At 71.9% G+C, this 24,757-nt stretch carries 24 protein-coding genes; 10 read left to right on the top strand and 14 right to left on the bottom strand.

Annotated elements, in window-relative coordinates; translation table 11 throughout:
- From sucB to aceE, 3 genes are all read left to right on the top strand, one after another.
- A partial coding sequence (sucB, locus tag ACEPPI_RS32590; RefSeq protein WP_373918859.1) for a 2-oxoglutarate dehydrogenase, E2 component, dihydrolipoamide succinyltransferase occupies nucleotides 1–1,052 on the top strand: 1,052 nt, incomplete at its 5' end.
- Between the two features lie 188 nt (nucleotides 1,053–1,240).
- Nucleotides 1,241–1,864, top strand: a complete 624-nt coding sequence (locus ACEPPI_RS32585) for a GntR family transcriptional regulator (protein ID WP_030233098.1) — start codon at nucleotides 1,241–1,243, stop codon at nucleotides 1,862–1,864.
- 339 nt (nucleotides 1,865–2,203) lie between these two features.
- On the top strand, nucleotides 2,204–4,888 hold the full coding sequence (gene aceE / locus ACEPPI_RS32580) for a pyruvate dehydrogenase (acetyl-transferring), homodimeric type (protein WP_373918858.1): 2,685 nt from the start codon (nucleotides 2,204–2,206) through the stop codon (nucleotides 4,886–4,888).
- Nucleotides 4,889–4,949: 61 nt separating this feature from the next.
- On the opposite strand, the gene ACEPPI_RS32575 is transcribed toward aceE, so the two are convergent.
- Nucleotides 4,950–6,371, bottom strand: coding sequence for a protein kinase (locus tag ACEPPI_RS32575; protein WP_373918857.1), 1,422 nt, complete (start codon nucleotides 6,369–6,371; stop codon nucleotides 4,950–4,952).
- Between the two features lie 127 nt (nucleotides 6,372–6,498).
- On the opposite strand from ACEPPI_RS32575, the gene ACEPPI_RS32570 reads away from it, so the two are divergent.
- The gene (locus ACEPPI_RS32570) at nucleotides 6,499–7,017 is read left to right on the top strand and encodes a DUF4240 domain-containing protein (RefSeq protein WP_373918856.1); all 519 of its coding nucleotides are present in this window, start codon (nucleotides 6,499–6,501) and stop codon (nucleotides 7,015–7,017) included.
- Between the two features lie 39 nt (nucleotides 7,018–7,056).
- On the opposite strand, the gene ACEPPI_RS32565 is transcribed toward ACEPPI_RS32570, so the two are convergent.
- Both ACEPPI_RS32565 and ACEPPI_RS32560 read right to left on the bottom strand, forming a co-directional pair.
- Complete coding sequence (locus ACEPPI_RS32565; RefSeq protein WP_373918855.1) at nucleotides 7,057–8,751, bottom strand: CocE/NonD family hydrolase; 1,695 nt, start codon at nucleotides 8,749–8,751, stop codon at nucleotides 7,057–7,059.
- A gap of 236 nt (nucleotides 8,752–8,987) precedes the next feature.
- Nucleotides 8,988–9,758 carry an SDR family NAD(P)-dependent oxidoreductase gene (locus ACEPPI_RS32560; protein WP_373918853.1) on the bottom strand — a complete coding sequence of 257 codons (771 nt, stop codon included), beginning with the start codon at nucleotides 9,756–9,758 and terminating at the stop codon, nucleotides 8,988–8,990.
- Between the two features lie 86 nt (nucleotides 9,759–9,844).
- Between ACEPPI_RS32560 and ACEPPI_RS32555 the strand changes: the two genes are divergently transcribed.
- Nucleotides 9,845–10,498 (top strand): TetR/AcrR family transcriptional regulator, encoded by a 654-nt coding sequence (locus tag ACEPPI_RS32555; RefSeq protein ID WP_373918852.1) that lies wholly within the window; start codon nucleotides 9,845–9,847, stop codon nucleotides 10,496–10,498.
- 41 nt (nucleotides 10,499–10,539) lie between these two features.
- Here ACEPPI_RS32555 and ACEPPI_RS32550 read toward each other — a convergent pair whose 3' ends face one another.
- The gene (locus ACEPPI_RS32550; RefSeq protein WP_373918851.1) at nucleotides 10,540–10,818 is read right to left on the bottom strand and encodes a hypothetical protein; all 279 of its coding nucleotides are present in this window, start codon (nucleotides 10,816–10,818) and stop codon (nucleotides 10,540–10,542) included.
- A gap of 177 nt (nucleotides 10,819–10,995) precedes the next feature.
- On the bottom strand, nucleotides 10,996–12,405 hold the full coding sequence (gene glnA / locus ACEPPI_RS32545) for a type I glutamate--ammonia ligase (RefSeq protein ID WP_373918850.1): 1,410 nt from the start codon (nucleotides 12,403–12,405) through the stop codon (nucleotides 10,996–10,998).
- A 187-nt stretch (nucleotides 12,406–12,592) separates the two neighbouring features.
- Here glnA and ACEPPI_RS32540 point away from each other — a divergent pair, with 187 nt between their 5' ends.
- Nucleotides 12,593–13,060 carry an RDD family protein gene (locus ACEPPI_RS32540; protein ID WP_373918849.1) on the top strand — a complete coding sequence of 156 codons (468 nt, stop codon included), beginning with the start codon at nucleotides 12,593–12,595 and terminating at the stop codon, nucleotides 13,058–13,060.
- Between the two features lie 101 nt (nucleotides 13,061–13,161).
- Here ACEPPI_RS32540 and ACEPPI_RS32535 read toward each other — a convergent pair whose 3' ends face one another.
- From ACEPPI_RS32535 to ACEPPI_RS32515, 5 genes are all read right to left on the bottom strand, one after another.
- Nucleotides 13,162–13,860: a DUF4191 domain-containing protein gene (locus tag ACEPPI_RS32535; protein WP_373918848.1), complete on the bottom strand. Its 699-nt coding sequence runs from the start codon at nucleotides 13,858–13,860 to the stop codon at nucleotides 13,162–13,164.
- A gap of 10 nt (nucleotides 13,861–13,870) precedes the next feature.
- Entirely contained in the window at nucleotides 13,871–14,068 is a 198-nt protein-coding gene (locus ACEPPI_RS32530) for a hypothetical protein (RefSeq protein ID WP_030233071.1), read from the bottom strand.
- Nucleotides 14,069–14,310: 242 nt separating this feature from the next.
- On the bottom strand, nucleotides 14,311–15,258 hold the full coding sequence (gene lipA, locus ACEPPI_RS32525; protein ID WP_356216110.1) for a lipoyl synthase: 948 nt from the start codon (nucleotides 15,256–15,258) through the stop codon (nucleotides 14,311–14,313).
- 111 nt (nucleotides 15,259–15,369) lie between these two features.
- Nucleotides 15,370–16,167 (bottom strand): lipoyl(octanoyl) transferase LipB, encoded by a 798-nt coding sequence (lipB, locus tag ACEPPI_RS32520; RefSeq protein WP_266838668.1) that lies wholly within the window; start codon nucleotides 16,165–16,167, stop codon nucleotides 15,370–15,372.
- A gap of 78 nt (nucleotides 16,168–16,245) precedes the next feature.
- Nucleotides 16,246–16,533: a hypothetical protein gene (locus tag ACEPPI_RS32515; RefSeq protein ID WP_373918847.1), complete on the bottom strand. Its 288-nt coding sequence runs from the start codon at nucleotides 16,531–16,533 to the stop codon at nucleotides 16,246–16,248.
- Nucleotides 16,534–16,705: 172 nt separating this feature from the next.
- Between ACEPPI_RS32515 and ACEPPI_RS32510 the strand changes: the two genes are divergently transcribed.
- On the top strand, nucleotides 16,706–18,145 hold the full coding sequence (locus ACEPPI_RS32510; protein WP_373918846.1) for a regulator: 1,440 nt from the start codon (nucleotides 16,706–16,708) through the stop codon (nucleotides 18,143–18,145).
- A 142-nt stretch (nucleotides 18,146–18,287) separates the two neighbouring features.
- On the opposite strand, the gene ACEPPI_RS32505 is transcribed toward ACEPPI_RS32510, so the two are convergent.
- From ACEPPI_RS32505 to ACEPPI_RS32495, 3 genes are all read right to left on the bottom strand, one after another.
- Complete coding sequence (locus ACEPPI_RS32505) at nucleotides 18,288–19,574, bottom strand: FAD-dependent oxidoreductase (protein ID WP_373918845.1); 1,287 nt, start codon at nucleotides 19,572–19,574, stop codon at nucleotides 18,288–18,290.
- A gap of 155 nt (nucleotides 19,575–19,729) precedes the next feature.
- The gene (locus ACEPPI_RS32500; RefSeq protein ID WP_373918844.1) at nucleotides 19,730–20,620 is read right to left on the bottom strand and encodes a TIGR01777 family oxidoreductase; all 891 of its coding nucleotides are present in this window, start codon (nucleotides 20,618–20,620) and stop codon (nucleotides 19,730–19,732) included.
- A gap of 92 nt (nucleotides 20,621–20,712) precedes the next feature.
- Nucleotides 20,713–21,402 carry a VIT family protein gene (locus tag ACEPPI_RS32495; protein ID WP_373918843.1) on the bottom strand — a complete coding sequence of 230 codons (690 nt, stop codon included), beginning with the start codon at nucleotides 21,400–21,402 and terminating at the stop codon, nucleotides 20,713–20,715.
- A gap of 76 nt (nucleotides 21,403–21,478) precedes the next feature.
- Between ACEPPI_RS32495 and ACEPPI_RS32490 the strand changes: the two genes are divergently transcribed.
- Together ACEPPI_RS32490 and ACEPPI_RS32485 are read left to right on the top strand one after the other, a co-directional pair.
- Nucleotides 21,479–22,588 (top strand): PP2C family protein-serine/threonine phosphatase, encoded by a 1,110-nt coding sequence (locus ACEPPI_RS32490; protein ID WP_373918842.1) that lies wholly within the window; start codon nucleotides 21,479–21,481, stop codon nucleotides 22,586–22,588.
- A 77-nt stretch (nucleotides 22,589–22,665) separates the two neighbouring features.
- On the top strand, nucleotides 22,666–23,553 hold the full coding sequence (locus tag ACEPPI_RS32485) for a nuclease (protein ID WP_373918841.1): 888 nt from the start codon (nucleotides 22,666–22,668) through the stop codon (nucleotides 23,551–23,553).
- An 88-nt stretch (nucleotides 23,554–23,641) separates the two neighbouring features.
- Here ACEPPI_RS32485 and ACEPPI_RS32480 read toward each other — a convergent pair whose 3' ends face one another.
- Nucleotides 23,642–23,896 carry a hypothetical protein gene (locus ACEPPI_RS32480; RefSeq protein WP_373918840.1) on the bottom strand — a complete coding sequence of 85 codons (255 nt, stop codon included), beginning with the start codon at nucleotides 23,894–23,896 and terminating at the stop codon, nucleotides 23,642–23,644.
- Between the two features lie 107 nt (nucleotides 23,897–24,003).
- On the opposite strand from ACEPPI_RS32480, the gene ACEPPI_RS32475 reads away from it, so the two are divergent.
- The gene (locus tag ACEPPI_RS32475) at nucleotides 24,004–24,375 is read left to right on the top strand and encodes an ArsC/Spx/MgsR family protein (RefSeq protein WP_373918839.1); all 372 of its coding nucleotides are present in this window, start codon (nucleotides 24,004–24,006) and stop codon (nucleotides 24,373–24,375) included.
- Nucleotides 24,376–24,757: the final 382 nt, after the last annotated feature.

Raw genomic sequence — 24,757 nt, 5'->3', positions numbered from 1 at the left:
CCGCTCCGGCTCCGGTCGCCCCCGTCGCCGCCCCCGTCGCCGCCCCGGCCCCCGTGGCCGCTCCGGCCCCGGCCGCCGCTCCGGCTCCCGTCGCCGCCGCTCCCGTCACCCCGGTCTCCGCCGGTGACGAGGGCGCGTACGTGACCCCGCTGGTGCGCAAGCTCGCCTCGGAGTCCGGCGTCAACCTGTCCACGGTTTCAGGCACCGGTGTCGGTGGCCGCATCCGCAAGCAGGACGTCCTGGCCGCCGCCGAGGCCGCCAAGGCCGCCGCTGCCGCCCCGGCTCCGGCCGCCGCTCCGGCCGCGAAGGCCCCGGCCGCCGCGGTGTCCGAGCTGCGCGGTCAGACCGTCAAGATGACCCGCATGCGCAAGGTCATCGGCGACAACATGATGAAGGCCCTGCACTCGCAGGCGCAGCTCAGCTCCGTGGTCGAGGTGGACATCACCAAGATCATGAAGCTGCGCGAGCAGGCCAAGGCCGGCTTCCTCGCCCGTGAGGGCGTCAAGCTGTCCCCGATGCCGTTCTTCGTCAAGGCCGCCGCCCAGGCGCTGAAGGCCCACGCGGTCGTCAACGCCCGGATCAACGACGACGAGGGCACCATCACCTACTTCGACTCGGAGAACATCGGCATCGCCGTGGACTCCGAGAAGGGCCTGATGACCCCGGTCATCAAGGGTGCCGGTGACCTCAACCTGGCGGGCATCTCCAAGGCGACCGCCGACCTGGCCTCCAAGGTCCGCGGCAACAAGATCACGCCGGACGAGCTGTCGGGCGCGACCTTCACCATCAGCAACACCGGCTCGCGCGGTGCGCTGTTCGACACGGTCATCGTGCCCCCGAACCAGGTCGCCATCCTGGGCATCGGCGCGACGGTCAAGCGCCCCATGGTCATCGAGACCCCCGAGGGCACCGTCATCGGCGTCCGCGACATGACGTACCTGACCCTGTCCTACGACCACCGCCTGGTGGACGGCGCGGACGCGGCCCGGTACCTTTCGGCCGTCAAGGCGATCCTCGAAGCCGGCGAGTTCGAGGTCGAGCTCGGCCTGTAAGGTCCCGCGCGCAGCCCCTGCTGCCGCTAGGCGGCGCCCCCGTCCGGATCCGTCCGGGCGGGGGCGCCGTCGTTGTAACGAGCCTCACCCGGCGTCCCTGACCGGGAACGCATCGCAGCAGGCCACGACCGCCGTATTGTCTACGCATCAGGCCCTGCGTGCCCCTAACAGGAGTTGAAACGCCGATGATCACCCCACCCGTCGTGCACTCGCTGCGCGAGCAGATCCGCGAGCACATCGTGGAGGGGATCGTCAGCGGCCGCTGGAAGCCCGGCGAGCGGATCGTCGAGCGGCGGATCGCGGTCGAGCTGGAGGTCAGCCAGACGCCCGTGCGGGAGGCCCTGCGCGAGCTGGAGACGCTGCGGCTGATCGAGTCGGCGCCGAACAAGGGCGTCCGCGTACGGAACCTCTCCGCGGCCGACCTGGAGGAGATCTACCCGGTCCGGGCCGGTCTGGAGCAGATCGCGGCCGAGCTGGCCGCCCCGCGGCTGGCGGCCGACTGCACGGCCCTGGAGCCGCACGTGGCCGCCCTGTGGGAGGCGGACCGCAGCGAGGACGGCACGGCGCAGGTGCGGCACACCGTGGGCTTCCACCGCGAGATGGTGCGGGCCGCCGGGAACAGCGTGCTGCTGCACACCTGGGAGAGCCTGGGCATCGAGGTGTTCACGGCCCTGTCCATCCGCTGGCTGGGTACGGTCCAGAAGTCCTACGCGGAGGAGCACGAGGCCCTCGTGGCGGCCTTCCGCAGTCAGGATCCGGACATCGGACTGCTCGTGAAGCGGCACGTCCTGGGCTGCGCACCGCGCGCCTGAGCCCTTTTCGCGACGGACGAGCGGCCCGCCCCGGGCTCCCCCGGGCACCGCTTTTCCGTTGCATGGGAAACACCCTCTGACCTGCGGCTTTTAGCAGATCGTCAGAGATCTGCCAGGGCTCGCTCGTGCACTCGTCCCATGGGCACCGGGTGCCTGGATTCATGGCACCCGGTGCCGACTTTCGTCGTAGTGACATTTATTCGTCACTTTTATTTGATCGATCATCGATCAGCGCTTTACAGTCGACGCGGACCCCACCCGGGTTCATCGACCCTGTCCTGCCCGTCAGGGTGTTTGATCACCACCTCCTCTCCTTTGTCCGGAAGGCGGCGCACACCGATGTCCGACCCCGTAGGAAAGCTTCCGAGCGAGCTCGACCAGCTCCCGGACCGCGACACCGAGGAGACCGCCGAATGGGCGGCCTCCCTCGACGCCGTCGCACAGGCCGCCGGTACGCGCCGCGCCGAATACCTGCTCCGCCGCACCCTCCAGCACGCCGAGGCCGCCGGCCTCGCCCTGCCGAAGCTGCTGGAGACGGACTACGTCAACACCATCCCCACCGCCGCGGAGCCGGAGTTCCCCGGTGACGAGGCGATGGAAGCCAAGATCACCGCCTGGAACCGCTGGAACGCGGCCGCCATGGTGACCCGCGGCTCCAAGTACGGCGTCGGCGGCCACATCGCCACCTTCGCCTCCGCCGCGTGGCTCTACGAGACCGGCTTCCAGCACTTCTTCCGCGGGAAGGAGGCCGACGGATCGGGCGACCAGCTCTACATCCAGGGCCACGCCTCCCCCGGCATCTACGCCCGCGCCTTCCTCGACGGGCGCATCTCCGAGCAGCAGCTCGACAACTTCCGCCAGGAGTCCGGCGGCAACGGCCTGCCGTCCTACCCGCACCCGCGGCGCCTGCCGTGGCTGTGGGAGTTCCCCACGGTCTCCATGGGCCTCGGCCCGCTCTCCGCGATCTACCAGGCGCGTTTCAACCGCTACCTGCAGAACCGGAGCATCAAGGACACCGCGAACTCGCACGTCTGGGCCTTCCTGGGCGACGGCGAGATGGACGAGCCCGAGTCGACCGCCGCCCTGGCCCTCGCCTCCCGCGAGCGGCTCGACAACCTGACCTTCGTCATCAACTGCAACCTGCAGCGCCTCGACGGTCCGGTCCGCGCGAACTTCCGCGTCGTCCAGGAGCTGGAAGCCCAGTTCCGCGGCGCCGGCTGGAACGTCATCAAGTCCCTGTGGGGCTCCGCCTGGGACGAGCTCTTCCAGCTCGACACCACGGGCGCCCTGGTGCGCCGACTGCGCGAGGTACCGGACGCACAGTTCCAGACGTACGCGACCCGCGACGTGGCCTACATCCGCCAGCACTTCTTCGGCGCCAACGCCGAGCTCGTCGCCCTGGGCGGCCTGCTGTCCGACGCGAAGATCGCCGAGTGCTTCCACAGCTCCCGCGGCGGCCACGAGCCCCGCAAGGTCTACGCCGCGTACAAGGCCGCCCTGGAGCACAAGGGCGCGCCGACGGTCATCCTCGCGCAGACCGTCAAGGGCTACACGCTGGGTGCCGGGTTCGAGTCGAAGAACGCGAACCACCAGATGAAGAAGCTGACGATCGACGAGTTCAAGGACATGCGTGACCTCCTTGGCCTCCCGATCCCGGACAGCGCCTTCGCCGATGGCAAGGTCCCGTACGGCCACCCGGGCGCGAACAGCCCCGAGGTGCAGTACCTGAACGAGCGCCGTGCGGCCCTCGGCGGCCCCGCCCCGGCCCGCAAGGTCCACCACGTGGCCCTGCCCGCCCCGGCCGACCGCTCCTTCGCCCCGCTGATCAAGGGCTCCGGCAAGCAGGAGATGGCCACCACCATGGCCTTCGTCCGCCTCGTCAAGGACCTGATGCGGGACAAGGAGACCGGCAAGCGCTGGGTGCCGATCGTCCCCGACGAGGCCCGTACCTTCGGTATGGAGTCCCTCTTCCCGTCCGCCGGCATCTACTCGCCGCTGGGCCAGACGTACGAGCCGGTCGACCGCGACCAGCTGATGTACTACAAGGAAGCCAAGGACGGCCAGATCCTCAACGAGGGGATCACCGAGGCCGGCGCCATGGCCGACTTCATCGCCGCCTGCACGTCGTACGCGACGCACGGCGAGCCGATGATCCCGTTCTACATCTTCTACTCGATGTTCGGCTGGCAGCGCACCGCCGACCAGATGTGGCAGCTCGCCGACCAGCTCGGCAAGGGCTTCATCGTCGGCGCCACGGCCGGCCGCACCACCCTGACCGGTGAGGGCCTCCAGCACGCGGACGGCCACTCGCACCTGATCGCGTCCACGAACCCGGCGTCGCTCAACTACGACCCGGCCTTCGCGTACGAGATCGCGGTGATCGTCAAGGACGGTCTGCGCCGGATGTACGGCGAGAAGCCGGAAGACGTCTTCTACTACCTGACGGTCTACAACGAGCCGAAGCTCCAGCCGGCCATGCCCGAGGGCGTGGAGGAGGGCATCCTCAAGGGTCTGTACCGCTTCAACACCGCGGCCGACCTGGCGGAGGCGGCCCCGGCCGCCGACGCTCCCAAGATCCAGCTGATGGCCTCCGGCACGGCGATCCACTGGGTCCTGGAGGCGCAGAAGCTGCTCGCCGCCGACTGGAACGTGGCCGCCGACGTCTGGTCCGCCACCTCCTGGGGCGAGCTGCGCCGCGAGGCGCTGGAGTGCGACGAGGCGCTGCTGCGCGGCGAGGAGCGCACCCCGTACGTCACCCGCGTGCTCGACGGCGCACCCGGCCCGGTCCTGGCCGTCTCCGACTGGATGCGCCAGGTCCCGGACCAGATCAGCCAGTGGGTCCCGCAGGACTACACCTCGCTGGGCACGGACGGCTTCGGCCTGTCCGACACCCGCGAGGGCGCCCGCCGCCACTTCGGCGTCGACGCCCAGTCGATCGTGGTGGCCTCGCTGGCCCAGCTCGCCCGTCGCGGCGAGGTCCCGGCGTCCGCCATCAAGGAGGCCCGGGAGCGCTACGGCCTGTAGGCCCGAGCCCGTCCGACCGTGAGGCGGCCCGTCCCTTCGGGGGCGGGCCGCCTCACGGCGTTCACCGCTGCTGCTGCATCCCGTCCTCGGCGTCGCCGCGCTCTCGTCTCAGCTCCTCCATCACTTCTTCGACGGCGGCCCAGCGGCCGGGGGGCTCCACTGGCCCGCCGTCGGACGCGCCGCGGATGCGGTCGGCCTCCGCGTACGCGCCGGCGACGATGTCCTCGGCCCGGCGCTGCGCGATCTCCACGGTCCGGCGGGCCCCGTACTCGGCGGCCGTACGCAGCTTCTCTGCCTCCAGGCTCAGCTGCTCCGCCCGGTGCTCGATCTCCGCCAGGCGCTTCTGGGCCTTCGCCTGACGGGCGGCCAGGTCGAGCTCGGACTGCTCGCGCCTCTTCGCCAGGTCGGTCTCGAATGCGCGGGCGGCCTGGACGGCCTTGGCGCGGGTCTCCTCGAACAGGGCGTCGGCCTCCTCGCGCTTGGCGGCCGCGTCCCTCTGGGCGGCGGCCCGGGCGGCCATCGCGTCGCGCGAGGCCCGCTCCCGCAGCTCGGCGATCTCCCGCTCGGCCTCGGCGCGCATCCGGGCCACCTCCGCGGCGCCGTCCGGTGCGGTGACGGGCGGCTGGTACGGGGGCTGCCGGTACCCGGCCAGGAGCCGGTCCGTCTCGCGTACGACGGTGGCCGCGTCGGGCGGGCGGTGTGCCGGGTCCTTGGCCAGGAGGTGCATCACCAGGTCGGTGAGGCCGACGGGGGCCCTGCCCGCGGGAAGCGGGCGGGGCTGCTCGTGCACCTGGCGGTAGAGCAGCGCGTACGGCTCGGCGCTCGTGAAGGGCGGGCGCCCGGCGAGGCCCTCGTAGAGCAGACAGCCCAGGCTGTAGAGGTCCGCGCGGTGGTCGATGGCGGAATCACCCCGGCACTGTTCGGGGGACATGTACGCGAAGGTGCCCATGGCGGTGCCGGTGACGGTGAGGTCCGAGACCCGCAGGGTCTCGGCGAGGATCTTCGCGAGCCCGAAGTCCAGGACCTTGATCACACCGGCACCGGTGAGCATCACGTTCCCCGGTTTGACGTCGCGGTGGACGATGCCGCGTCCGTGCGCCGCGGACAGGGCGGCGGCGATCTGGCCGGCCCAGTTCGCGATGTCGTACCAGGGCACGGGCCGGGGATCGCGGAAGAGCTGCGCCAGCGTGCTGCCGTCGAGGAGTTCCATCACCAGGTAGAGCAGCCGGCGGCCCGCGAGGACGGTCTCGCCGCAGTCGTGGACGGTCACCGTGTGGTGGTGCGGGAGGTTGGCCGCGGAGCGGACCTCGTGCGTGAACCGCCGTTCCACCTGGCTCGCGTCCATGCCCGGAACGGTCCGGACGAGTTTGGCGGCGACCGGCCTCATCATCCGTACGTCCAGGGCGCTCCACACCTCGCCCATGCCGCCTTCGCCGAGCCGTTCCTCCAGCCGGTAACGGCCCTCGATCAGTTCCCCCCGCATCCCGCGCCCCTCTCGCCGTCGCGCCCGCCCCTTCGCTCCGAGTATGCGTCCGCCCGGGGACGGACACCGGCCTTTGGCCGTATGAGCGGTGGCGGCGCGGGGGTGGACCCGTGATGCTGGAGCGGTGATGGACGAGACGGAGTTCTGGGAGATCGTCGACCGTACCCGCGAGGCCGCCGAGGGCGACCCCGAGGAGCATGCCGAGCTGCTCGTGGAACGGCTCGCGCAGCTCGACCCCGACTCCGTGCTGGACTTCGCGCGGCACTTCGAGTCCCGCTACAACCGGGCGTACACCTGGGACCTGTGGGGCGCGGCGTGGGTGCTGCTCGACGGGGCGAGCGACGACGCGTTCGACTACTTCCGGTGCTGGCTGATCGGGCAGGGCCGGGAGGTCTTCGAGGGGGCGGTCCACGAGCCGGACCAGCTGGCGGAGCTGCTGGTCGAGTTCGACGAGGAGATCGACGGGGACGGCGAGGAGCTGGGGTATTCGGCCGACGAGGCGTACGAGCAGCTGACGGGAGCGGTGGCGCCGGACCTGGGGATCGCGTTGCAGGCGGCGGAGCCGGAGGGCGCTGCGCTGGACTTCGAGGACGAAGCCGTGCTGGCGGAGCGCTTCCCCCGGCTGTGGGACCGCTTCAGGGCCTGAGGCGGCCCGGGGCCGGGCCGCCTCTGCCTGGTGTGGGCGTCAGTCCAGGGTGCCGAGCGGGATGTCGACGTAGGACTCGGCTCCCTGCGGGGAGCCGATGTCGATGGTGGACACCTGCATGGTGGTGTTGGCCGCGGCGAAGAACGGGTCGTGGGTGTCGATGATCAGCTGGAGCCGGCGGCCCTTGGCCAGCGCGTAGTGGGCGGGCTGGAGGGCGAAGGTCACCGTGGTGGCCTTGCCCGCCTGCCCGTCGGTGAGGGTGTAGGGGGCGTGGGTGATGATGGCGGCCCTCCCGGTGGCCGGGTCACAGTCCATCAGGTAGGCCACGATCATGGCGTTCGGCTGCTGCGGCTTCAGCGTCACCCGCACCTCCAGGTCGCCCTGGACGCGCATGGCCCGCTCCAGCGGTGCGCTGGTCCAGACCGCCGCGAGGCCGCGGTCGATCTCGTCCGTCTTGTAGACGTGCGGCAGGCCCATGCGCTCGGCCAGGCCGGTCTGGACCAGCTTGGGAGCGACCACGGCCTCAGTGCCCTTGCCGGTGGCCTTGACGGAGCGGGACCAGCCCGGCTGCGGCGCGCCCTCGGACATCCGCCCGTCGCGCTCGCCGGCGGCGGCCTCCGCGAGGTGGAACCGCTTGCGCGGCAGGGCGTAGCTCTCCCAGTCGGGGTGGCGGAGGTCGGACAGGAGGTTGTGCATGTACTCCGAGCGGACGTCGAACCCCGGCTCGCGTCCGTCGCCGGCGGTGCCGCCGAGGTGGTGGTCCATCCACCGGTAGGCCATCTCGGTGGGCTTGGAGAGGAGGCCGGCCAGGCCGGGGAGCTCGCCGTTGCCGTGGTCGCCGACCTGGACGAGCAGCGACTTGGGCCCCGTCAGCCGGGTGAAGAGGTCGACGACCGCGGGGACCGAGAAGATCGTCTCGTGCCAGGCGGTGGTCATCAGGATCGGCGTCGCGGCGTCGTTGTACGCGTCCAGGTAGTGCCTGGGCGACCTGAGCCGGGCGAACTCCCGGACCTCGTCGTCGACGGTGTTGCCGCGGATCTTCTCGATGATGGCCAGGAACTCCTTCGAGCACCGGTCCTCGCCGAACAGTGCCACGAGCGCCTCGAAGGCCTTCAGGTGGCGGGTGCCGTTCTCGTACAGGGAGGCGAAGAGGTCTCCCCAGGCGCTGGTGCCGGCCACGGCCTTGATCCGCTGGTCCTTCGCGGCCGCGAGCAGGCTCGTGCCGGCGCCGTAGGAGGAGCCGAAGAAGCCGATCCGGTCCGGATCCACGCCCTCGACCTGGATCAGCGCGTTGACGACCTCGGTGGCATCGGCCACGTCCTGCGGGCCGGCGACCTGGATCTCTCCGCCGGACTCGGCCAGGCCGCGCTGACTATAGGCCAGGACGGCGTAGCCGCCGAGGGCCCAGCGCGGGAACATGCCGAGGTAGGCCCGGTGTCCGATGCCGATGAGCGGGGCGGGCAGCACGACCGCCGGACAGGTCTGTCCGGGCGCGAGGTTGCGCGGGACGCTCAGCGCCGCGTCGAGTAACGTCCCGTCCGCCATGGCGATCGAGAGCTCCCTGTACTCGGCGACCTCCGCGTACGTCTCGTAGGTGTCGGCCAGGCCCCACTGGTCCAGGCGCCCGATCCGGCGCGGCGACGGGTCCGACAACGCCTCGCGGATCGCTTCCAGCCTGGCCAGGTCTTCGGGGTTGAGCGCGAACGGGGTCTCGGGGGTGCCGTCAACCGACATGGATGTGCCCGCCTTCCGGGACAGGGGTGATGACGAAGAGCCGGACACATGTTCTCCCCGCCGTGATCACCCCGGTGCAGCGTCCGGCGCCGATCACCCGAACGGGTGTACGGCGTCGCTCAAACCCCCGGCCGTGCGACCGGCCGGACCTTGGCCGAGAACGGTAGGGACGGGACGGGGCGGTCCGCCGCATCGGCAGACCGCCCCGCCGGGCCAGGCGTCCGGGAAGGAGCGGCCTAGTAGTGCGTGCCGCCGTCGATGCGGATCTCGGTGCCGGTGATGAAGGAGCCGTCCTCGGATCCGAGCATGGCGACGACGCCGGCGACGGCCTGCGGGCCGGCGAAGCCCTGGCCGAGGGCGGGGGCGAGCTTGGTGAACAGGCTCCAGTCGGTGTCCTCGGGCAGGCCCGGTCCGGTGCCGGTGGTCATGCCGGACTCGATGGAGCCGGGGGCCACGGAGACGAAGCGCAGGCCCTGCTTGCTGTACTCGGCGGCCAGCGCGTGGGTCATGGACTGGATGCCGCCCTTGCTGGCCGCGTAGGCGGACATGTAGGGGTGGGCGAAGGTCGCCGAGGTGGAGCTGAAGTTCACGACGACGGGCTGCTCGCCCGCGAGCAGCGCGGGGAGCGACTCGCGGATCATCAGGAAGGTGCCGGTCAGGTTGACGGCGATGATCCTGTTCCAGAAGTCGAGCGTGGTCTGGTGGGTGTGCGAGGAGCGCAGGATGCCCGCCGCGTTGACCAGGACGTCGATGCCGGTGAGGGCGTCCACGGCGGCGGCCACGCCGGCCTGGACGGCGGCCTCGTCGGATATGTCCAGGATCGCGGTGGTCAGCCGGTCGGCGTGGCCGTCGGCTGCGGCCTGCTCGGCGGTGGCCTTGAGACCGGCTTCGCTGACGTCCACGGCGTGGACGCGGCCGCCCTCGGCGAGAATGCGGTGGACGGTGGCCTGGCCGATGCCGGAGCCGCCGCCGGTGATGAGGACGCGTCGTCCTTCGTAACGGTTCATGGGGTGAGCGTACCGACCAGATGGCACGTTTTGCCACCCTGTCATTGAATGCAGTCACTGGACGTGCCGGACGGTACGCTTCACCCGTGAGATCTCCCCGTCCGTACTCCCCCCAGAGCGGCCCCGGAACCCCGTCGCTGACCGAGCGCCGCAAGGCCGCCACCCAGCTCGACATCGCCCGCGCCGCCTGCGAGCTCTTCGCAGAACACGGTCCCGACGGCACCACCGCCGAGGACATCGCCCACCGCGCCGGCGTGGCACTGCGTACGTTCTACCGCTACTTCCGCAACAAGCAGGAGGCCGTGGCCCCGCTGCTCGCGGGCGGCGGCGACGCCTGGCGCGCACTGCTCGCCGAGGAGGACCCCGGCACCCCCCTCGCACAGGCTCTGGAGCGCGCGGTGCGTCGTGCGCTGAGCGACTCGCAGGCGGTGGAGGAGGGCCTGGAGGTCACCCGCGGCCTGCTGCGGGCCGCGGCCTCCGACGAGGCCCTGCGGGCCGTCTGGTACCGCGTGAACCAGGAGTCGGAGGAGCGTCTGGTCCCGGTGATGGCCCGGCTGGCCGGACCGGGGGCGGACGCGATGTCGGTACGCCTGCTCGCCGCGGCCTCCACGGACGCGATCCGCGTCGCCCTGGAGGTCTGGTCCGCCTCGGACGCCCCCGTGTCGGGCCCCGGCTCCCCCGCCGACCTGGCGGTGCGCTGCCTGACGGAGCTGACCGGCGCGATGCCCCTGCTCCGCTGAGGTTCGCGGAGCAGGGGCATCGAGGCAGATCCGGCAGCAGGTCAGCGCCAGCCTCCCCAGTCACCGTCGTGGTTCCAGCCGGAGTCGTGCCGGCCGCCCCAGTCGTTGTCGTTCCAGTGACCGTTCCCGCCGCAGTCGTCGTCGTTCCAGTTGCCGTTGCCGTTGCCGTTGCCCCAGTCGTTGTGGTTCCAGCGGGCGTGGCTCCCGCGCGAGTCCCAGCCACCACTGTGGTCGTGGGCGGACGCGCTGGTGAGCGGCAGCAGACCGAGGGTGAGACCCGCGGCCCCCGCGACGACGACTCCGATGATCCTACGGCGCATTTCCATGCACCTCCGAACATGTCTCGCTTATCGGGCTTTTAGGTACCGTTCCACCGTGGCTCCGACCACTCGGGCTGTCAAAAGCAGAAGGCCCCCCACCGCTCTCCGGGAGAGCGGTGGGGGGCCTTCCAACAGGCACGATGCCGGGTTTCGAAAAGATCCCGGCGGTGTCCCGGCTTAGAGGTCGAAGTAGAGCTCGAACTCGTGCGGGTGCGGGCGCAGCGCGATCGGGGCGATCTCGTGCGTGCGCTTGTAGTCGATCCAGGTCTCGATCAGGTCCGGGGTGAAGACACCGCCGGCCAGGAGGTACTCGTGGTCCGCCTCCAGGGCCTTGAGCACGTCCTCCAGGCTGGTCGGGACCTGCGGGACGCTCGCGTGCTCGTCGGGCGAGAGCTCGTAGAGGTCCTTGTCGATCGGCTCCATCGGCTCGATCTTGTTCTTGACACCGTCGAGGCCCGCGAGGAGCAGCGCCGCGAAGGCGAGGTACGGGTTGGACGACGGGTCCGGGGCGCGGAACTCGACGCGCTTGGCCTTCGGGTTCGAGCCCGTGATCGGGATGCGCATGGCGGCGGAGCGGTTGCGCTGCGAGTACACCATGTTGACCGGCGCCTCGAAGCCCGGCACCAGGCGGTGGTACGAGTTCACGGTCGGGTTGGTGAACGCCAGCAGCGACGGGGCGTGCTTGAGGATGCCGCCGATGTAGTAGCGCGCGGTGTCCGACAGGCCCGCGTAGCCGGCCTCGTCGTAGAACAGCGGCTCGCCGTTCGCCCACAGCGACTGGTGCACGTGCATGCCCGAGCCGTTGTCACCGAAGATCGGCTTCGGCATGAAGGTCGCGGTCTTGCCGTTGCGCCAGGCGACGTTCTTCACGATGTACTTGAAGAGCATCAGGTCGTCGGCCGCGGCGAGCAGCGTGTTGAACTTGTAGTTGATCTCGGCCTGGCCACCGGTGCCGACCTCGTGGTGCTGGCGCTCGACCTGGAGGCCCTGGGCGTCCAGTTCGAGGGAGATCTCGGCGCGCAGGTCGGCGAAGTGGTCGACCGGGGCTACGGGGAAGTAACCACCCTTGTAGCGGACCTTGTAACCACGGTTGTTCTCCTCGGAGCCCGTGTTCCAGGCGCCGGCCTCGGAGTCGATGTGGTAGAAGCCCTCGTTGGCCGAGGTCGCGAAGCGCACGCTGTCGAACACGTAGAACTCGGCCTCGGGGCCGAAGAACGCGGTGTCGGCGATGCCGGTGGAGGCGAGGTAGGCCTCGGCCTTCTTGGCGATGTTGCGCGGGTCGCGGCTGTACGCCTCACCCGTGATCGGGTCGTGGATGAAGAAGTTGATGTTGAGCGTCTTGTCCTTGCGGAACGGGTCCAGGCGCGCGGTGGTGATGTCGGCCCGCAGAGCCATGTCGGACTCGTGGATCGCCTGGAAGCCGCGGATCGAGGATCCGTCGAAGGCGAGTTCCTCCGCCGGGTCGAACGCTCGCGCCGGGATGGTGAAGTGCTGCATCACACCGGGCAGGTCGCAGAAGCGGACGTCAACGAACTTGACGTCGTTCTCCTCGATGTACTGCTTCACTTCGTCGGCGTTCTTGAACATCCAACTCCTCCTACTCCCGGTCCCCGGGGCAGGGACGGGCTTTTATAGCTCGTGGTGCGTCAGTGCGGTGCCGCACGCTGACCCGACCATAAGCAGACGGGATTTCCCAAGCATGACCCATTTGTTTCGCACAAGTTAACCAGGGTCCCGTCCAGGGGCCGTCGAACGCCACCGGTACCGTGGTGGAGTGGACAACAGGCAAGCAATCGGATCCTGGCTCTCCGGCCCCCGCGCGACCGCCGAGGAGATGGGCGTCGACTTCGGCCATCCGGGCGAACGGCTCGGCCTGCCCCGGTCGGGGCCCGGCTCCGTGGCCCGCTTCGGACGCCGGCTCGGCGCCGTCTTGATCGACTGGCTCGGCTGCCAGCTCATCGCATACGGACTGATCACGCACGGGAACCTGCAGGCCGCGGGCAACTGGACGCTGGGGCTCTTCGTGGTCCTGTCGATCCTGACCGTGGGCACCGTGGGATTCACCCCCGGGAAGCGGATCCTCGGCCTCCGGGTCATCGGGCAGGACGGCGGCCGCCTCGGCGTCCTCCGCGTGGTGGTCCGCACCCTGCTCCTGGCCCTCGTCATCCCGGCGCTGGTCTGGGACCGGGACGGACGCGGACTGCACGACCGGCTGGCCGGCGCGGTCCAGGTCCGGATCTGACGGTCCTGACACGAGGACACGGCGACACGGCGACACGACACAGGGGCGCCCCCGGCCTGACGGCTCGGGGGCGCCCCTGTGTGATGTATACGAAGAGCGGGTCAGCGCATCTTTCCGCCGCGCGGCATCCGCATGCCCTTGGGCATCGGACCCTTCGGCACGGGCATGTTGCTCATGAGGTCGCCCATGGCCCGGAGCTTGTCGTTGACCTGGGTGATCTGCGGGCCGGTCAGGACGCGCGGCAGCTTCAGCAGCGTCGTGCGGACCTTCTTGAGCGGCACCTCGCCCTCGCCGGTGCCGACGATGAAGTCGTGGACCGGGATGTCGGGCATGATCCGGGCCAGCTTCTTCTTCTCGGCCGCGAGCAGGGCCTTCACCCGGTTCGGGTTGCCCTCCGCGATCAGGACCACGCCCGCCTTGCCGACCGCCCGGTGGACGATGTCCTGGTTGCGGTTCATCGCGACGGCCGGGGTGGTCGTCCAGCCCCGTCCCACGTTGTCCAGTACGGCCGCGGCGGCGCCCGGCTGGCCCTCCATCTGCCCGAAGGCAGCCCGCTCGGCCCGTCGCCCGAAGACGATCGCCATCGCGAGGAACGCCACCAGGAAGCCCAGGATGCCCAGGTAGACCGGGTGGCCGATCAGGAAGCCGATCGCAAGAAAGACACCGAAGGTGACGATTCCCACGCCCGCGACGATCAGACCGACCTTCGGGTCGGCCTTGCGCGTCATCTTGTACGTCAGGGCGATCTGCTTCAGTCGCCCGGGGTTCGCAGCAGTCTCTGCGTTTGACTTCCTCGCCATAAACCGAAGTTTACGTGGCCTGCGGGGTCCGGGTCGCCGCGGCCTCAAGTACGTGTTCGGTTTCGACCCTGTCCTTGGCCCTGCGGCGGTCCTCCAGGACGGCCGTCCAGGCGTTCCTGCGGGCACCGCTCATGAGCAGCGACTCGATGCCGCGGAAGGCCTCGGTGAAGGACGGGATGGCAATGGCGCGTACTGGCGCGGCCTGCATGATGTCGGACCCTCTCTCGGTGCTCACGTCGATGGGGTGGCGTGCGGTGTGTGCGGTGCGTGGATCCAGCGTCACTGACTGGTGTTACCAGGGCGTGACCGGTCGGTCAAATGTGATTGACACGTTGCAAACGCCGACGCGGCCCGCCGGGCTCCTCCGAAAGAGCCTAGGGGCCGCGTCACTGCGGTGTTACCCGTTGGTAAGTAATTGTGCGTGACCTCACACGCACACGCGGTCAGATTTCAGACCGCCGCGCGCTTCTCCATCGCCTGGCCGTACAGACGGCCCGCGCGGTACGACGAACGGACCAGGGGCCCGGACATCACGCCGGAGAAGCCGATCTCCTCGGCCTCCTTCGCCAGCTCGACGAACTCGGCCGGCTTCACCCAGCGCTCCACGGGGTGGTGCCGCGGCGAGGGCCGCAGGTACTGGGTGATGGTGATGAGCTCGCAGCCGGCCTCGTGGAGCTCCTTCAGCGCCTGCGAGACCTCCTCGCGCTCCTCGCCCATGCCCAGGATCAGGTTGGACTTGGTGACGAGGCCGTAGGCGCGGGCCTGCCGGATCACGTCGAGCGAGCGCTCGTAGCGGAAGCCGGGGCGGATTCGCTTGAAGATGCGCGGCACGGTCTCGACGTTGTGCGCGAAGACCTCGGGGCGGGAGGCGAAGACCTCCTCCAGCAGCTCCGGGACCGCGTTGAAGTCGGGGGCCAGCAGCTCGACCTTGGTGTGGCCGCCCTCGCGGCCCGCCGTCTGCTGGTGGATCTGGCGCACGGTCTCCGCGTAGAGCCAGGCACCGCCGTCCGCCAGGTCGTCGCGGGCGACGCCGGTGATGGTGGCGTAGTTCAGGTCCATCGTGACGACGGACTCGCCGACGCGGCGCGGCTCGTCGCGGTCGAGGGCCTCGGGCTTGCCCGTGTCGATCTGGCAGAAGTCACAGCGCCGGGTGCACTGGTCGCCACCGATGAGGAAGGTGGCCTCGCGGTCCTCCCAGCATTCGTAGATGTTCGGACAGCCGGCTTCCTGGCACACCGTGTGCAGTCCTTCGCCCTTCACCAGGGCCTGCATCTTCGTGTACTCGGGACCCATCTTCGCCCGGGTCTTGATCCACTCGGGCTTGCGCTCGATGGGCGTCTGGGCGTTACGGACCTCGAGGCGCAGCATCTTGCGTCCGTCGGGTGCGACTGCGGACACGACCGGCTCCCTGTGACTTCGATTCTTCGGCGCCCACCAGGGTACGCCCGTAATTTCGTACGCTCTTACGTCGGCCAACCGGGTGTCGGCCGGACGCATTCCCCCCGGCGGTCAGCCGACGGCGGGCTCGATCTCGCGCGGCTTCAGCTCGGCCTGCTCCAGCACGTCCTTCAGGTGCCGTTCGACGACCGGCAGCACCTCGGCGATGGTGATCTCGCGGCCCAGCTCGTAGGAGAGCGAGGTCACACCGGCGTCCCGGATCCCGCAGGGGATGATCCGGTCGAACCAGGTGGCGTCCGGGTTCACGTTCAGGGAGAAGCCGTGCATCGTGACGCCCTTGGCGACGCGGATGCCGATGGCGGCGAGCTTGCGGTCCTCGCGGCGCTGCCCGGCGTTGGACGGGGCGTACTCGGGGCCGTTGAGGCGGGCGTCGAACTCGTCGTCGCCGATGCGGGGGTCGAAGTCGAGGGAGAGCCCGCCTATCGCGGGACGCTGCTCCACGGGGTCGCCGAGCACCCAGACGCCCGAGCGGCCCTCGACCCGCGTGGTCTCCAGGCCGAACTCGGCCGCGGTGCGGATGAGGGCGTCCTCCAGGCGGCGGACGTGCGCGACCACGTCGACCGGGCGGGGCAGCTTCATGATCGGGTAACCGACCAGCTGGCCCGGACCGTGCCAGGTGATCTTGCCGCCGCGGTCCACGTCGATGACCGGGGTGCCGTCCAGCGGCCGCTCGCTCGGGTCGGTGCGCCGGCCGGCCGTGTACACCGGCAGGTGCTCCACGAGCAGGCAGGTGTCCTCGACCTCGTCCGCGAAGCGGGCGGCGTGGACGCGCCGCTGCTCGTCCCAGGCCTCGGTGTACTCGACGGATTCCGGCCCGAAGCCCAGATGGACAAACCGAAGCTCAGTCACCGCAGCGCCTCCTCGTTGAACCTGCTGTGTGCACGCGATCGCACCAGGCCAAGAGTACGGCGACCCGTGCGCGCCCCTTCAGGCCCCCGGGTCCCCGGCCCCCGGCGGCGGGCCGGGCAGCTGCCGGGGGCGCCTGCGCCCGGCGGGCGGGCGGTCCGGGTCCTCGTCCGCCCTCGGCAGCCGGCGGTGGCCCTCGGAGTGGTCGTTCACCCAGCCGCACACCCCGCACGCGTACCGGCCGTCCAGTCCCGCGATGTACGTACCGCACCGGCGGCACTCCGCCTCGGTGAGCTCGGGGGCGGGGAGCGGGGCGGTGGAGTCCGTGTACATGTCGGGGGCATGTGCCCCGGGGGGCCGGCGGGTCATGGGGCGCAGCGTACGCGGACAGCGGGGACCGACCCGTAAAGGGCCCTCCTCATTCGGCACACGATCGGATGAATGTGGGACAGAGAGGGCGGCAAGAGCGGACTTGGCCGCTACATTCACGCCGTTCAAGGGCCGGGACTCCGGTCCGTCACGTCAGGAAACCGTGGAGCCGATGACGGAACGACCTGCCCAGCGCGTCCCCAACCGGCAGCTCGCGGCGCTGATCGCGGAAGCCGGGTTCTCCAACGCCGGGCTCGCCCGCCGCGTCGACCAGCTGGGCCTGGAACACGGTCTGGACCTTCGCTACGACAAGACGTCCGTGACCCGCTGGCTGCGCGGCCAGCAGCCCCGCGGCACCACCCCGGCACTCATCGCCGAGGTCTTCACCCGGCGCCTGGGCCGCCGGCTGTCCGCCCAGGACCTGGGGCTGGACGCCTGCGCGCCCGTGTACGCGGGACTGGAGTTCGCGGCCACCCCCGAGGAGGCCGTGGACATCGCGAGCGGGCTCTGGCGCAAGGACTCCGGCTCGCACGCCGAGCTCCGCAAGATCGCCTTCACCCCGGCCGGACTCGTGGTGCCCAGCCGCGACTGGCTCATCGGCCGCGCCGACGAACGGGTGGGGCGCGGCGTGGACCCCGCGGCGAACCGCGTCCCGGCGCAGGGCCGCCCTTCCGTCCCCCGCCAGCGCCAGATCGACCGCGGCCCCGGGCAGCGCGTGACCGGCGGGGACATCGCCGCGCTGCGGTCGGTGAGCGAGCTGTTCCGGACCCTGGACCACGCCTACGGCGGCGGCCACGCCCGGCAGGCCCTCGTGCGCTACCTGGAGCACGAGGCCGAGCCGATGCTGCGCGGCACCTACGGCGAGAGCACCGGGCGGCGGCTGTTCGCGGCCGCCGCCGACCTGACCCGGCTCGCGGGCTGGACCTCGTACGACATCGCCGCGCACGGACTGGCGCAGCGCTACTTCGTGCAGGCGCTGCGCCTGGCCCAGGCCGCCGGGGACCGGTCGTACGGGGCCTACGTGCTGGTGACGATGAGCCGGCAGGCGGTCTACCTCGGGCACGGCCGGGAAGCGGTGCAGCTGGCCAGGGTCGCCCAGCAGGGCGTGGGATCGGGCCCGCCCCCGGTCGTCCAGGCCCTGCTGCACGCGGCGGAGGCACGCGGGCACGCCGTCCTCGGTGAGGTGCGGGCGGCCACCGCCTCCCTGGTGCGGGCCGAGCGGGCACTGGGCGCGGGCCGGCCCGGCGACGACGTACCGCACTGGGCGCGGGCCTTCGACGAGGCCCAGCTCGCGGACGAGTTCGGGCACTGCCACCGGGACCTCCAGCAGTACCGTGCCTCGGCGCAGCACGCGGAGCGCTCGCTCCAGCTGCGGGCGCCCGGGTTCGCGCGTTCACGGCTGTTCTGCCGGGTGGTGCTGGCCACGGCGCGGCTGGGGCTGGGCGAGCTGGACCAGGCGTGCGCGCTGGGGGCGGAGGCGGCGCAGCAGGCCGGCGAGATGCGCTCGGTGCGCGCGGTGGAGTACGTACGGGACTTCGAGCGGCGGCTGGAGCCGTACCGGGACGCGTCGGCGGTGCGGAGCTACCGGGACCGGGTGGCGGCGATGTCCTGAACCCCCGCGGGCCGCGGGCCGGCCGGGCTGTGGGTGCCCGGCCGGCCTGCGGTGGTGTCCGTCGCGCCGGTCCTCTTCCGGCGGCCCCTTCCGGCGGCCCCTTCCTGCGGTCCCTTCCTGCGGTCCGCTCCCGGCGGTCCGCTCAGGCCGCCGCCGGCACCGCCGGTTCGGGGCGGACCGGGAGCGGGATGCCGAAGTCGCGGAGCAGGGCGGTGGCGGCGCGCCGGGCGGAGTGCAGGGCGCCGTCGACGGTGTTGGAGTCGCGGTGGTCCCCGCACACGTAGAGGCCGGCCAGCACCCGGACCGGGCGCCGCAGGTCGTACGGCGGGGGCATGGCGGGGACGGCCTCCGGGGTGTGGTGGACGGCCAGGAGCTCCCAGTCCCGGGTCGAGGTGTCGTAGAGCCGGGCCAGGCGGGAGGCGACCGTCCGGGCGGGCGGCGGCGGGCCGTGCACCGTGGTGGTGACCAGGCTCCGGCCGGCCGGGGCCCGGCCGGGGTCGACCGCGCTCATCACGGTGGTGTGGGCGAGGGGCCACTTGGGGTCCGCGTCCAGGAGCAGCGAGCCGTCCCAGGGCAGCGGGGCGGGGGTCGCGTGGTGGATGACGGTGACCTCGTGGAAGGCGGGCACCCGCAGTCCGGGCAGCAGGCCGGCGGCGGCCCGGGCGCCGGTGGCGAGGACGACGGACCGGCAGCCGAAGTCGCCGTGGTCCTCGGTGGTGACGAGGTTCGTCGCCACCGACCGCACGCGGACCCCGGTGCGCACGGTGCCGGGCGGCAGGCCGGCCGCCAGCAGGTCGGGCAGGGCGGCGGCGCCGCCCTCCGGGACGGCGAGCCGGCCGCGGGCGAAGGTGCGCAGGGCCAGGTCGGCGACGCGGCTGGAGGTGGTGAGCGCCGGGTCGCGCAGCAATGCGGCGAGCAAGGGCCGCAGGACCCCGTTCACGGTGCGCGGGGGCAGGCCGCGGGAGCCGAGGGCGGCGAGCGCGGTGCGCTCGGGCCGGGCGAGCAGCCGGTCCACGGGCAGCGCGGCGAGCCGGCCGAGGGCGGCGCTGAGCCGGGCCTGGTCGAGGGAGCCGCTGGCCAGTGCGCGGGCGGGGGTCAGCGCCGCTGCCCGCTGCTGCCGGCCGTCGGCGCCGTGCACCAGGACCCCGGGGGCGAAGGGGCGCAGGACGAGCCCCTCCAGGCCGGGGGTGCGGGCCGGTTCGGTGTACGAGGTGCTGAGGAGCTGGCCGACCCGGTCGAGCCGGAAGCCGTCGGCCGAGGCGGTGGCCATCCGGCCGCCGGGGTCGTCGGCGCTCTCCAGGACGCTGACCGTGACCCCCGCCGCGATCAGGTGGTGTGCGGCCGCGAGCCCTGAGACTCCGGCTCCTACGATGACGACGTCCGCATGGTGTGCGGCGTGGTGTGCGACATGGTGTGCGCTGCTGAGCACGTGCCCCTCCCCGAGGTCGGCGCGGCTGTGTGGGGTTCCTCCTTCCCCCAACGGGCTCCAGGAGAACCCCAGTCCGGTGGGGTATTGCGCACAACTCCGGTCGCATGACGGTCGCATGCGGGTCACGAACGGTCGCACATGGTCGCACGGTGCGCCTACGCCAGCGCTGCCCTGATCGACTCCTCGATCCCGGGGTGCCGGAAGGCGAAGCCCGACTCCAACAGGCGCGCGGGCAGCACGCGCTGACTGCCCAGCACGTCCCCGGCGAACTCCCCGAGCGCCAGGCGCATCACGGGGGCGGGCACGGCACACACCGTCGGGCGGTGCAGCACGCGGCCCATCGCGGCGGTGACCTCGCGGTTGGTCAGGGGGTGGGGAGCGGTGAGGTTCACGGGGCCGGTGAGGGCGGGGGTGTCGATGATGTGCCGCAGCGCGGCGATCTCGTCGTCCAGGGAGATGTACGACCAGTACTGGCGGCCGTTGCCGAGCCGGCCGCCGATGCCCGCGCGGAAGACGGGGAACAGCTTGCCCCAGGCCCCGCCGTCGGCCGCGACCACCAGCCCGGTACGGGCGAACACCGTCCGGATCCCGGCGGCGCGGGCGGGGGCGGCGGCGGCCTCCCAGTCCACGCAGACCGAGGGCAGGAAGCCGGTCCCGGCGGGGGCGCCCTCGTCGACGGGGCGGTCGCCGGTGTCGCCGTAGTAGCCGATGGCGGAGCCGCAGACCAGGACGGGCGGCGGGCTGCCGAGAGCGGCCACCGCGCGGGCGATCGCGGCCGTGCCGAGGACCCGGCTGTCGCGGATCTCCTTCTTGTACGCGGCCGTCCAGCGGTGGTCCCCGACGCCGGCCCCGGCCAGGTGCACGACGGCGTCGGCGCCTTCGAGACCGGCGGGGTCGACGTATCCGGCGCGGGGGTCCCAGCGCGCCTCACCGGGGGCGCCGGGCGCGCGGCGCACGAAGCGGACGGTGTCGTGGCCGTCGGCGTGGAGGGAGCGTACGAGGGCTTTGCCGATGAGTCCGGAGGATCCGGTGAGGGCGATACGCATGGCGCCAGTGTGCCGGTGCCCCGGCCGGGCGGGGGCGGGGGCACGGCCAAACCCAGCCCCGCCGGCGATCGAGGCGGCGGGGTCCGGTGGGGTCAGGCGGTGCCGAGCCAGGTGCCCACCGCGTAGGTGACGGCCATGGCGAGCGCGCCGCCCAGGACGTTGCGCAGGACCGCCCGCGGGACCGGGGCCCCGCCCAGCCGCGCGCTGACCACCCCGCACAGGGTGAGCGCGGCCAGCACGGCCGTCACCGTGACCGGCACCCGCCCGGACGGCCCCGGCAGGACGATCGCCGACAGCGGCAGCACCGCCCCCACCGTGAAGGCCACCAGGCTCGCGAACGCCGCGTGCCACGGGTTCGCCAGCTCGTCCGGCTCGATGCCGAGCTCCACCCGCGCGTGCGCCCGCAGCGCGTCCCGCTCCGTCAGCTGCTGCGCCGCCTCCCGGGCCACCGCGTGGTCCAGGCCCCGGTCCATCAGCATCCCGGTGAGTTCATCGAGCTCGGCCTCCGGCTCCTCCGCCAGTTCCCGCCGCTCCACCTCCAGCGCCGCCCGCTCGGAGTCCCGCTGCGAGCTCACCGACACGTACTCCCCCGCCGCCATCGACAGCGCCCCGGCCAGCAGGCCCGCCACCCCCGCCGTCAGGATCGCCGTGCGCGAGGTGGTCGCGCCGGCCACGCCCACGACCAGGCCGGCGGTCGAGATGATCCCGTCGTTGGCACCCAGCACCCCCGCCCGCAGCCAGTTCAGCCGGGTGCTGATGGCGGCACTCTGCGAATCCGTCACGGGACCACTGTCGCGGCCCGCGCCCGCCGGAGCCACCCGGCGTGCGCGCCCCCGGCGCCGGTACCAGGGTGGAGGAGTGAGACGCGGACGGGAGGACCTGGGCAGCCTGCACGGAGCGCCGCCACCGCGCTGGGCCCGGCTCGCGCCCGCGGTGGCCCTGGTGGTGCTCTGCTTCATCCAGTGGCTGACGCCCGGGACCGCCGAACTGGGCTACTTCCTGGCCGCCCTGCCCGCCGTGGCCGCCTTCTCCTACGGGGCCGGCGGCACCGCCGCCTTCGCCGTCGTGGTGCTGGTGCTCCTCGGGGTACCCGCGCTCGGCGTCGGGCACGCCCACAGCTCGGACCTGGCGACCGTGGCCACCGTCGGACTGCTCAGCGTGGTCATCGCCCTGGTGCGGCGGCGCCGGGACGCCCAGCTGGTGAGCGTCCGCACGGTCGCCGAGGCCGCCCAGATGGCGGTGCTGCCGCCGGTTCCCGAGCGGGTGGGCACAGTGCGCTGCGCCGCGCTCTACCGGGCGGCCCAGCGCGGCACGCTGGTCGGTGGCGACCTGTACGACGTACGGGCCGGACCGTACGGGGTGCGGGCGGTGGTGGCCGACGTGCAGGGGCACGGGCTGACTGCGGTCGGGACGGTCGTCGCCCTGCTCGGCGCCTTCCGGGAGGCGGTACTGGACGATCCGGAGCTGACCGGGGTCGCGGCCCGGCTGGACCGGCGGCTGACCGAGGACGCCGAGGCGGACTCCACCCCTCGCCCGGAGCTGTTCGCCACGGCGGTGCTGCTGGAGTTCCCGCCCGGACTGGACCTCGTGCGCATCGTGTCCTGCGGGCATCCCCCGGTACTGCTCCTGCGGGACTTCGAGGTCTCGGAGGTGAAAGCGGAACCAGGACCTCCGCTGGGCCTGGGGCTGACCGGGCCGAACCTCCCGCCGCCGGTGACCGAGCTCCCCCTGCTGCCCGGCGACCGGCTCCTCGCACACACGGACGGGGTCACCGAGGCCCGCGACGCGACCGGGTGCTTCTACCCGCTGGCCACCCGCCTGCCGGTGCTGGCCGCCGACCCCGCCGGCCTGGTCCCGGCCGTGTGGCGGGACCTGGAGGCCTTCACCCGGGGCGGCCCGGGCGACGACGTGGCCCTTCTGATGCTGTCGCCCGAAAGGCGGTTGCCCGGTGGCCCGCCGGGTCCCTAGATTCACCGGACATGCACTGTGCGTAGTCAGAGACCACGTTCGGTAGCGACACCGTCCCGACGTCCGTGGGAGTCGCCATGTCCATGCTGCTCATCAGAGGAACCTTCCGCGCGACGGGCTCCAAACCGGACGGCGACACGATCCCCTTCACCCCGGACGACGTGGCCGACTGGAAGCGCGTACCGGGGGACCGCAAGGTCCTGCCCAAGGCCGACGGCCGCGCCTCCATCCGGCTGGAGGCCATCGACGCGCTGGAGACCCACTACGGCGACGACGACTCCGGGGTGCAGCACCAGCCCCTGGACCTGGCCCACCGGGCCGCGGACGAGCTGCTGACCTGGCTCGGCTTCACCCAGTTCGTCCGCGACGACCGGGAGACGATCACCAGCACCACCCCCGACACCGTGCCCGGCTTCATCCTCACCGGCGGCGCCGACATCTTCGGCCGGTGCGTGGCCCTGGTCGGCCGCAAGATCCCGCCCGTCTTCAACGGCTACGAGATCGAGGTCGACGAGAGGCAGCTGAGGAACACCGCCAACCACCACCTGGTCAGCCTCGGCCTGGCCTACCCGACCTTCTACACCGGCTTCCCCGACCACCTGCGCGCCTCCCTCACCCTCGCGGCGCAGGCGGCGAGGAGCTCCACCCCCAAGAAGGGCGTGTGGGACCGGGACCGGACGACCGACGGGGCCGAGGTCACCGGGATGTCCTCCCTCACGGCCGACACCGGGGCGGTGATCCTCCCGAAGCTGTTCCGCCGGCTGAAGGACTACCTGGACCTCAACCCGGCGGCCCCCACCCTCGGCTGCTTCCGCGCCTACCTGGCCGGGGCCGCGGACCGGTTCTACCTCCAGGGACAGCCGGAGCCGCTCACCGGCCTGCACCGCATCGTCGAGGTCGATACCGCCCTGCAGACCGTGAAGATGACCCACCCGGTCGAGGACATCACCTTCGACGAGAAGTGAGCGGTCCGGCCGGACCGCCGGGACGGAGAGCCCCGGCGGGCCGGCCGGCCGTCACATCAGGACGTCAGGACGGCAGGACGGCAGCACATCAGTTGTGGGCGGTGATGAAGGCCCGGACCATCCTGCAGGTGAGGTTGGACGGCCGGTGGATACCCACCCGCACCGCCATCGTCCGTATCTTGCGGTTGGTGGCGCGCTTGGCGTCGTACGTCCCCGTGTCGAGCAGGGAAATCGCCAGCCGCATCGCCTTCAGGCGGCGGTTGTGGCTCTCGTACCACTCGCGGGGCAAGCCCGCCGGCAGCGGCTTCTTCTTGGGCATCACAATGATCGCGGCAGCGGCCATCTACAGCCTCCCAAACGGTAGTTGGCTTCCTGTCGTGCTCCCTCGATTTTACCGGGGGGCACTGACAAAAGCCCCTGGCCAGACGGAGTCTGACTACCCTGATGCGCATGGAGATCTGGATCAATCCCGCCTGCTCGAAGTGCCGCAGCGCACTGACCCTGCTGGACGCGGAGGGCGCCGAGTACACCGTGCGCCGGTACCTGGAGGACGTACCGTCCGAGGCCGAGATCCGCGAGGTGCTGGGGCGCCTCGGCCTGGAGCCGTGGGACATCACGCGCACCTCCGACCCCCTCGCGAAGGAGACCGGCGTACGGGACCTGCCGCGCGAGGCGACGGAACCGGCCCGACAGGCCTGGATCGCCCACCTGGCGGCCCACCCGAAGCTCATCCAGCGCCCGATCATCACCGCCGAGGACGGCACCGCCCTGATCGCCCGCTCGGACGAAGCCGTCCACGAGGCCCTGTCGCGGAGGGGATAGAGGGGGCGGGGTCAGGGTCGGGGTCGGGGTGGAGCGGGGTCGGGGGACGGCGGGACTCGACCTGGTCGGTGTCAGGGAGGGCTTGGGGGTTTCCCGTCAGTCTCACTGCCCTTCCGTGTCGGGCCGGGTCAAGTCCCGCCCACCCCCGACCCCACCCACCACGCGAAGCCCCCACCCGACAGAGTCCCGCCCCCACCCCCACCCCGCTCCACCTCCATCCCCCGTAGGCTGGCATTCGCACCCAAAAGGAATAAACAGCACCGAACGCTGACCGCGAAACCAAGGGACCTCCCGTGAACGAGCAGCAGCAGCCGTCCGCCGCCGCGCCCTCCGGCGCCGCGTCGCCCGCCGCGTCGCCCGCCGCGTCGCGCGACGCCGGCGG

This window comes from Streptomyces sp. AB3(2024) (genome assembly GCF_041862025.1).
GTDB lineage: Bacteria > Actinomycetota > Actinomycetes > Streptomycetales > Streptomycetaceae > Streptomyces.
This window is presented reverse-complemented; position numbering and strand designations above follow the sequence as displayed.

Bases quoted from the DNA above. Each gene is read 5' to 3' on its own strand.
- ACEPPI_RS32535 (WP_373918848.1), bottom strand. From the start codon at position 13,860: ATGGCGAGGAAGTCAAACGCAGAGACTGCTGCGAACCCCGGGCGACTG.
- ACEPPI_RS32575 (WP_373918857.1), bottom strand. From the start codon at position 6,371: ATGCGGGGGGAACTGATCGAGGGCCGTTACCGGCTGGAGGAACGGCTC.
- ACEPPI_RS32485 (WP_373918841.1), top strand. From the start codon at position 22,666: ATGTCCATGCTGCTCATCAGAGGAACCTTCCGCGCGACGGGCTCCAAA.
- glnA (WP_373918850.1), bottom strand. From the start codon at position 12,405: ATGTTCAAGAACGCCGACGAAGTGAAGCAGTACATCGAGGAGAACGAC.
- ACEPPI_RS32510 (WP_373918846.1), top strand. From the start codon at position 16,706: ATGACGGAACGACCTGCCCAGCGCGTCCCCAACCGGCAGCTCGCGGCG.
- ACEPPI_RS32515 (WP_373918847.1), bottom strand. From the start codon at position 16,533: ATGACCCGCCGGCCCCCCGGGGCACATGCCCCCGACATGTACACGGAC.
- ACEPPI_RS32565 (WP_373918855.1), bottom strand. From the start codon at position 8,751: ATGTCGGTTGACGGCACCCCCGAGACCCCGTTCGCGCTCAACCCCGAA.
- ACEPPI_RS32475 (WP_373918839.1), top strand. From the start codon at position 24,004: ATGGAGATCTGGATCAATCCCGCCTGCTCGAAGTGCCGCAGCGCACTG.
- ACEPPI_RS32560 (WP_373918853.1), bottom strand. From the start codon at position 9,758: ATGAACCGTTACGAAGGACGACGCGTCCTCATCACCGGCGGCGGCTCC.
- ACEPPI_RS32570 (WP_373918856.1), top strand. From the start codon at position 6,499: ATGGACGAGACGGAGTTCTGGGAGATCGTCGACCGTACCCGCGAGGCC.
- ACEPPI_RS32480 (WP_373918840.1), bottom strand. From the start codon at position 23,896: ATGGCCGCTGCCGCGATCATTGTGATGCCCAAGAAGAAGCCGCTGCCG.
- aceE (WP_373918858.1), top strand. From the start codon at position 2,204: ATGTCCGACCCCGTAGGAAAGCTTCCGAGCGAGCTCGACCAGCTCCCG.
- ACEPPI_RS32550 (WP_373918851.1), bottom strand. From the start codon at position 10,818: ATGCGCCGTAGGATCATCGGAGTCGTCGTCGCGGGGGCCGCGGGTCTC.
- ACEPPI_RS32530 (WP_030233071.1), bottom strand. From the start codon at position 14,068: ATGCAGGCCGCGCCAGTACGCGCCATTGCCATCCCGTCCTTCACCGAG.
- ACEPPI_RS32500 (WP_373918844.1), bottom strand. From the start codon at position 20,620: ATGCGTATCGCCCTCACCGGATCCTCCGGACTCATCGGCAAAGCCCTC.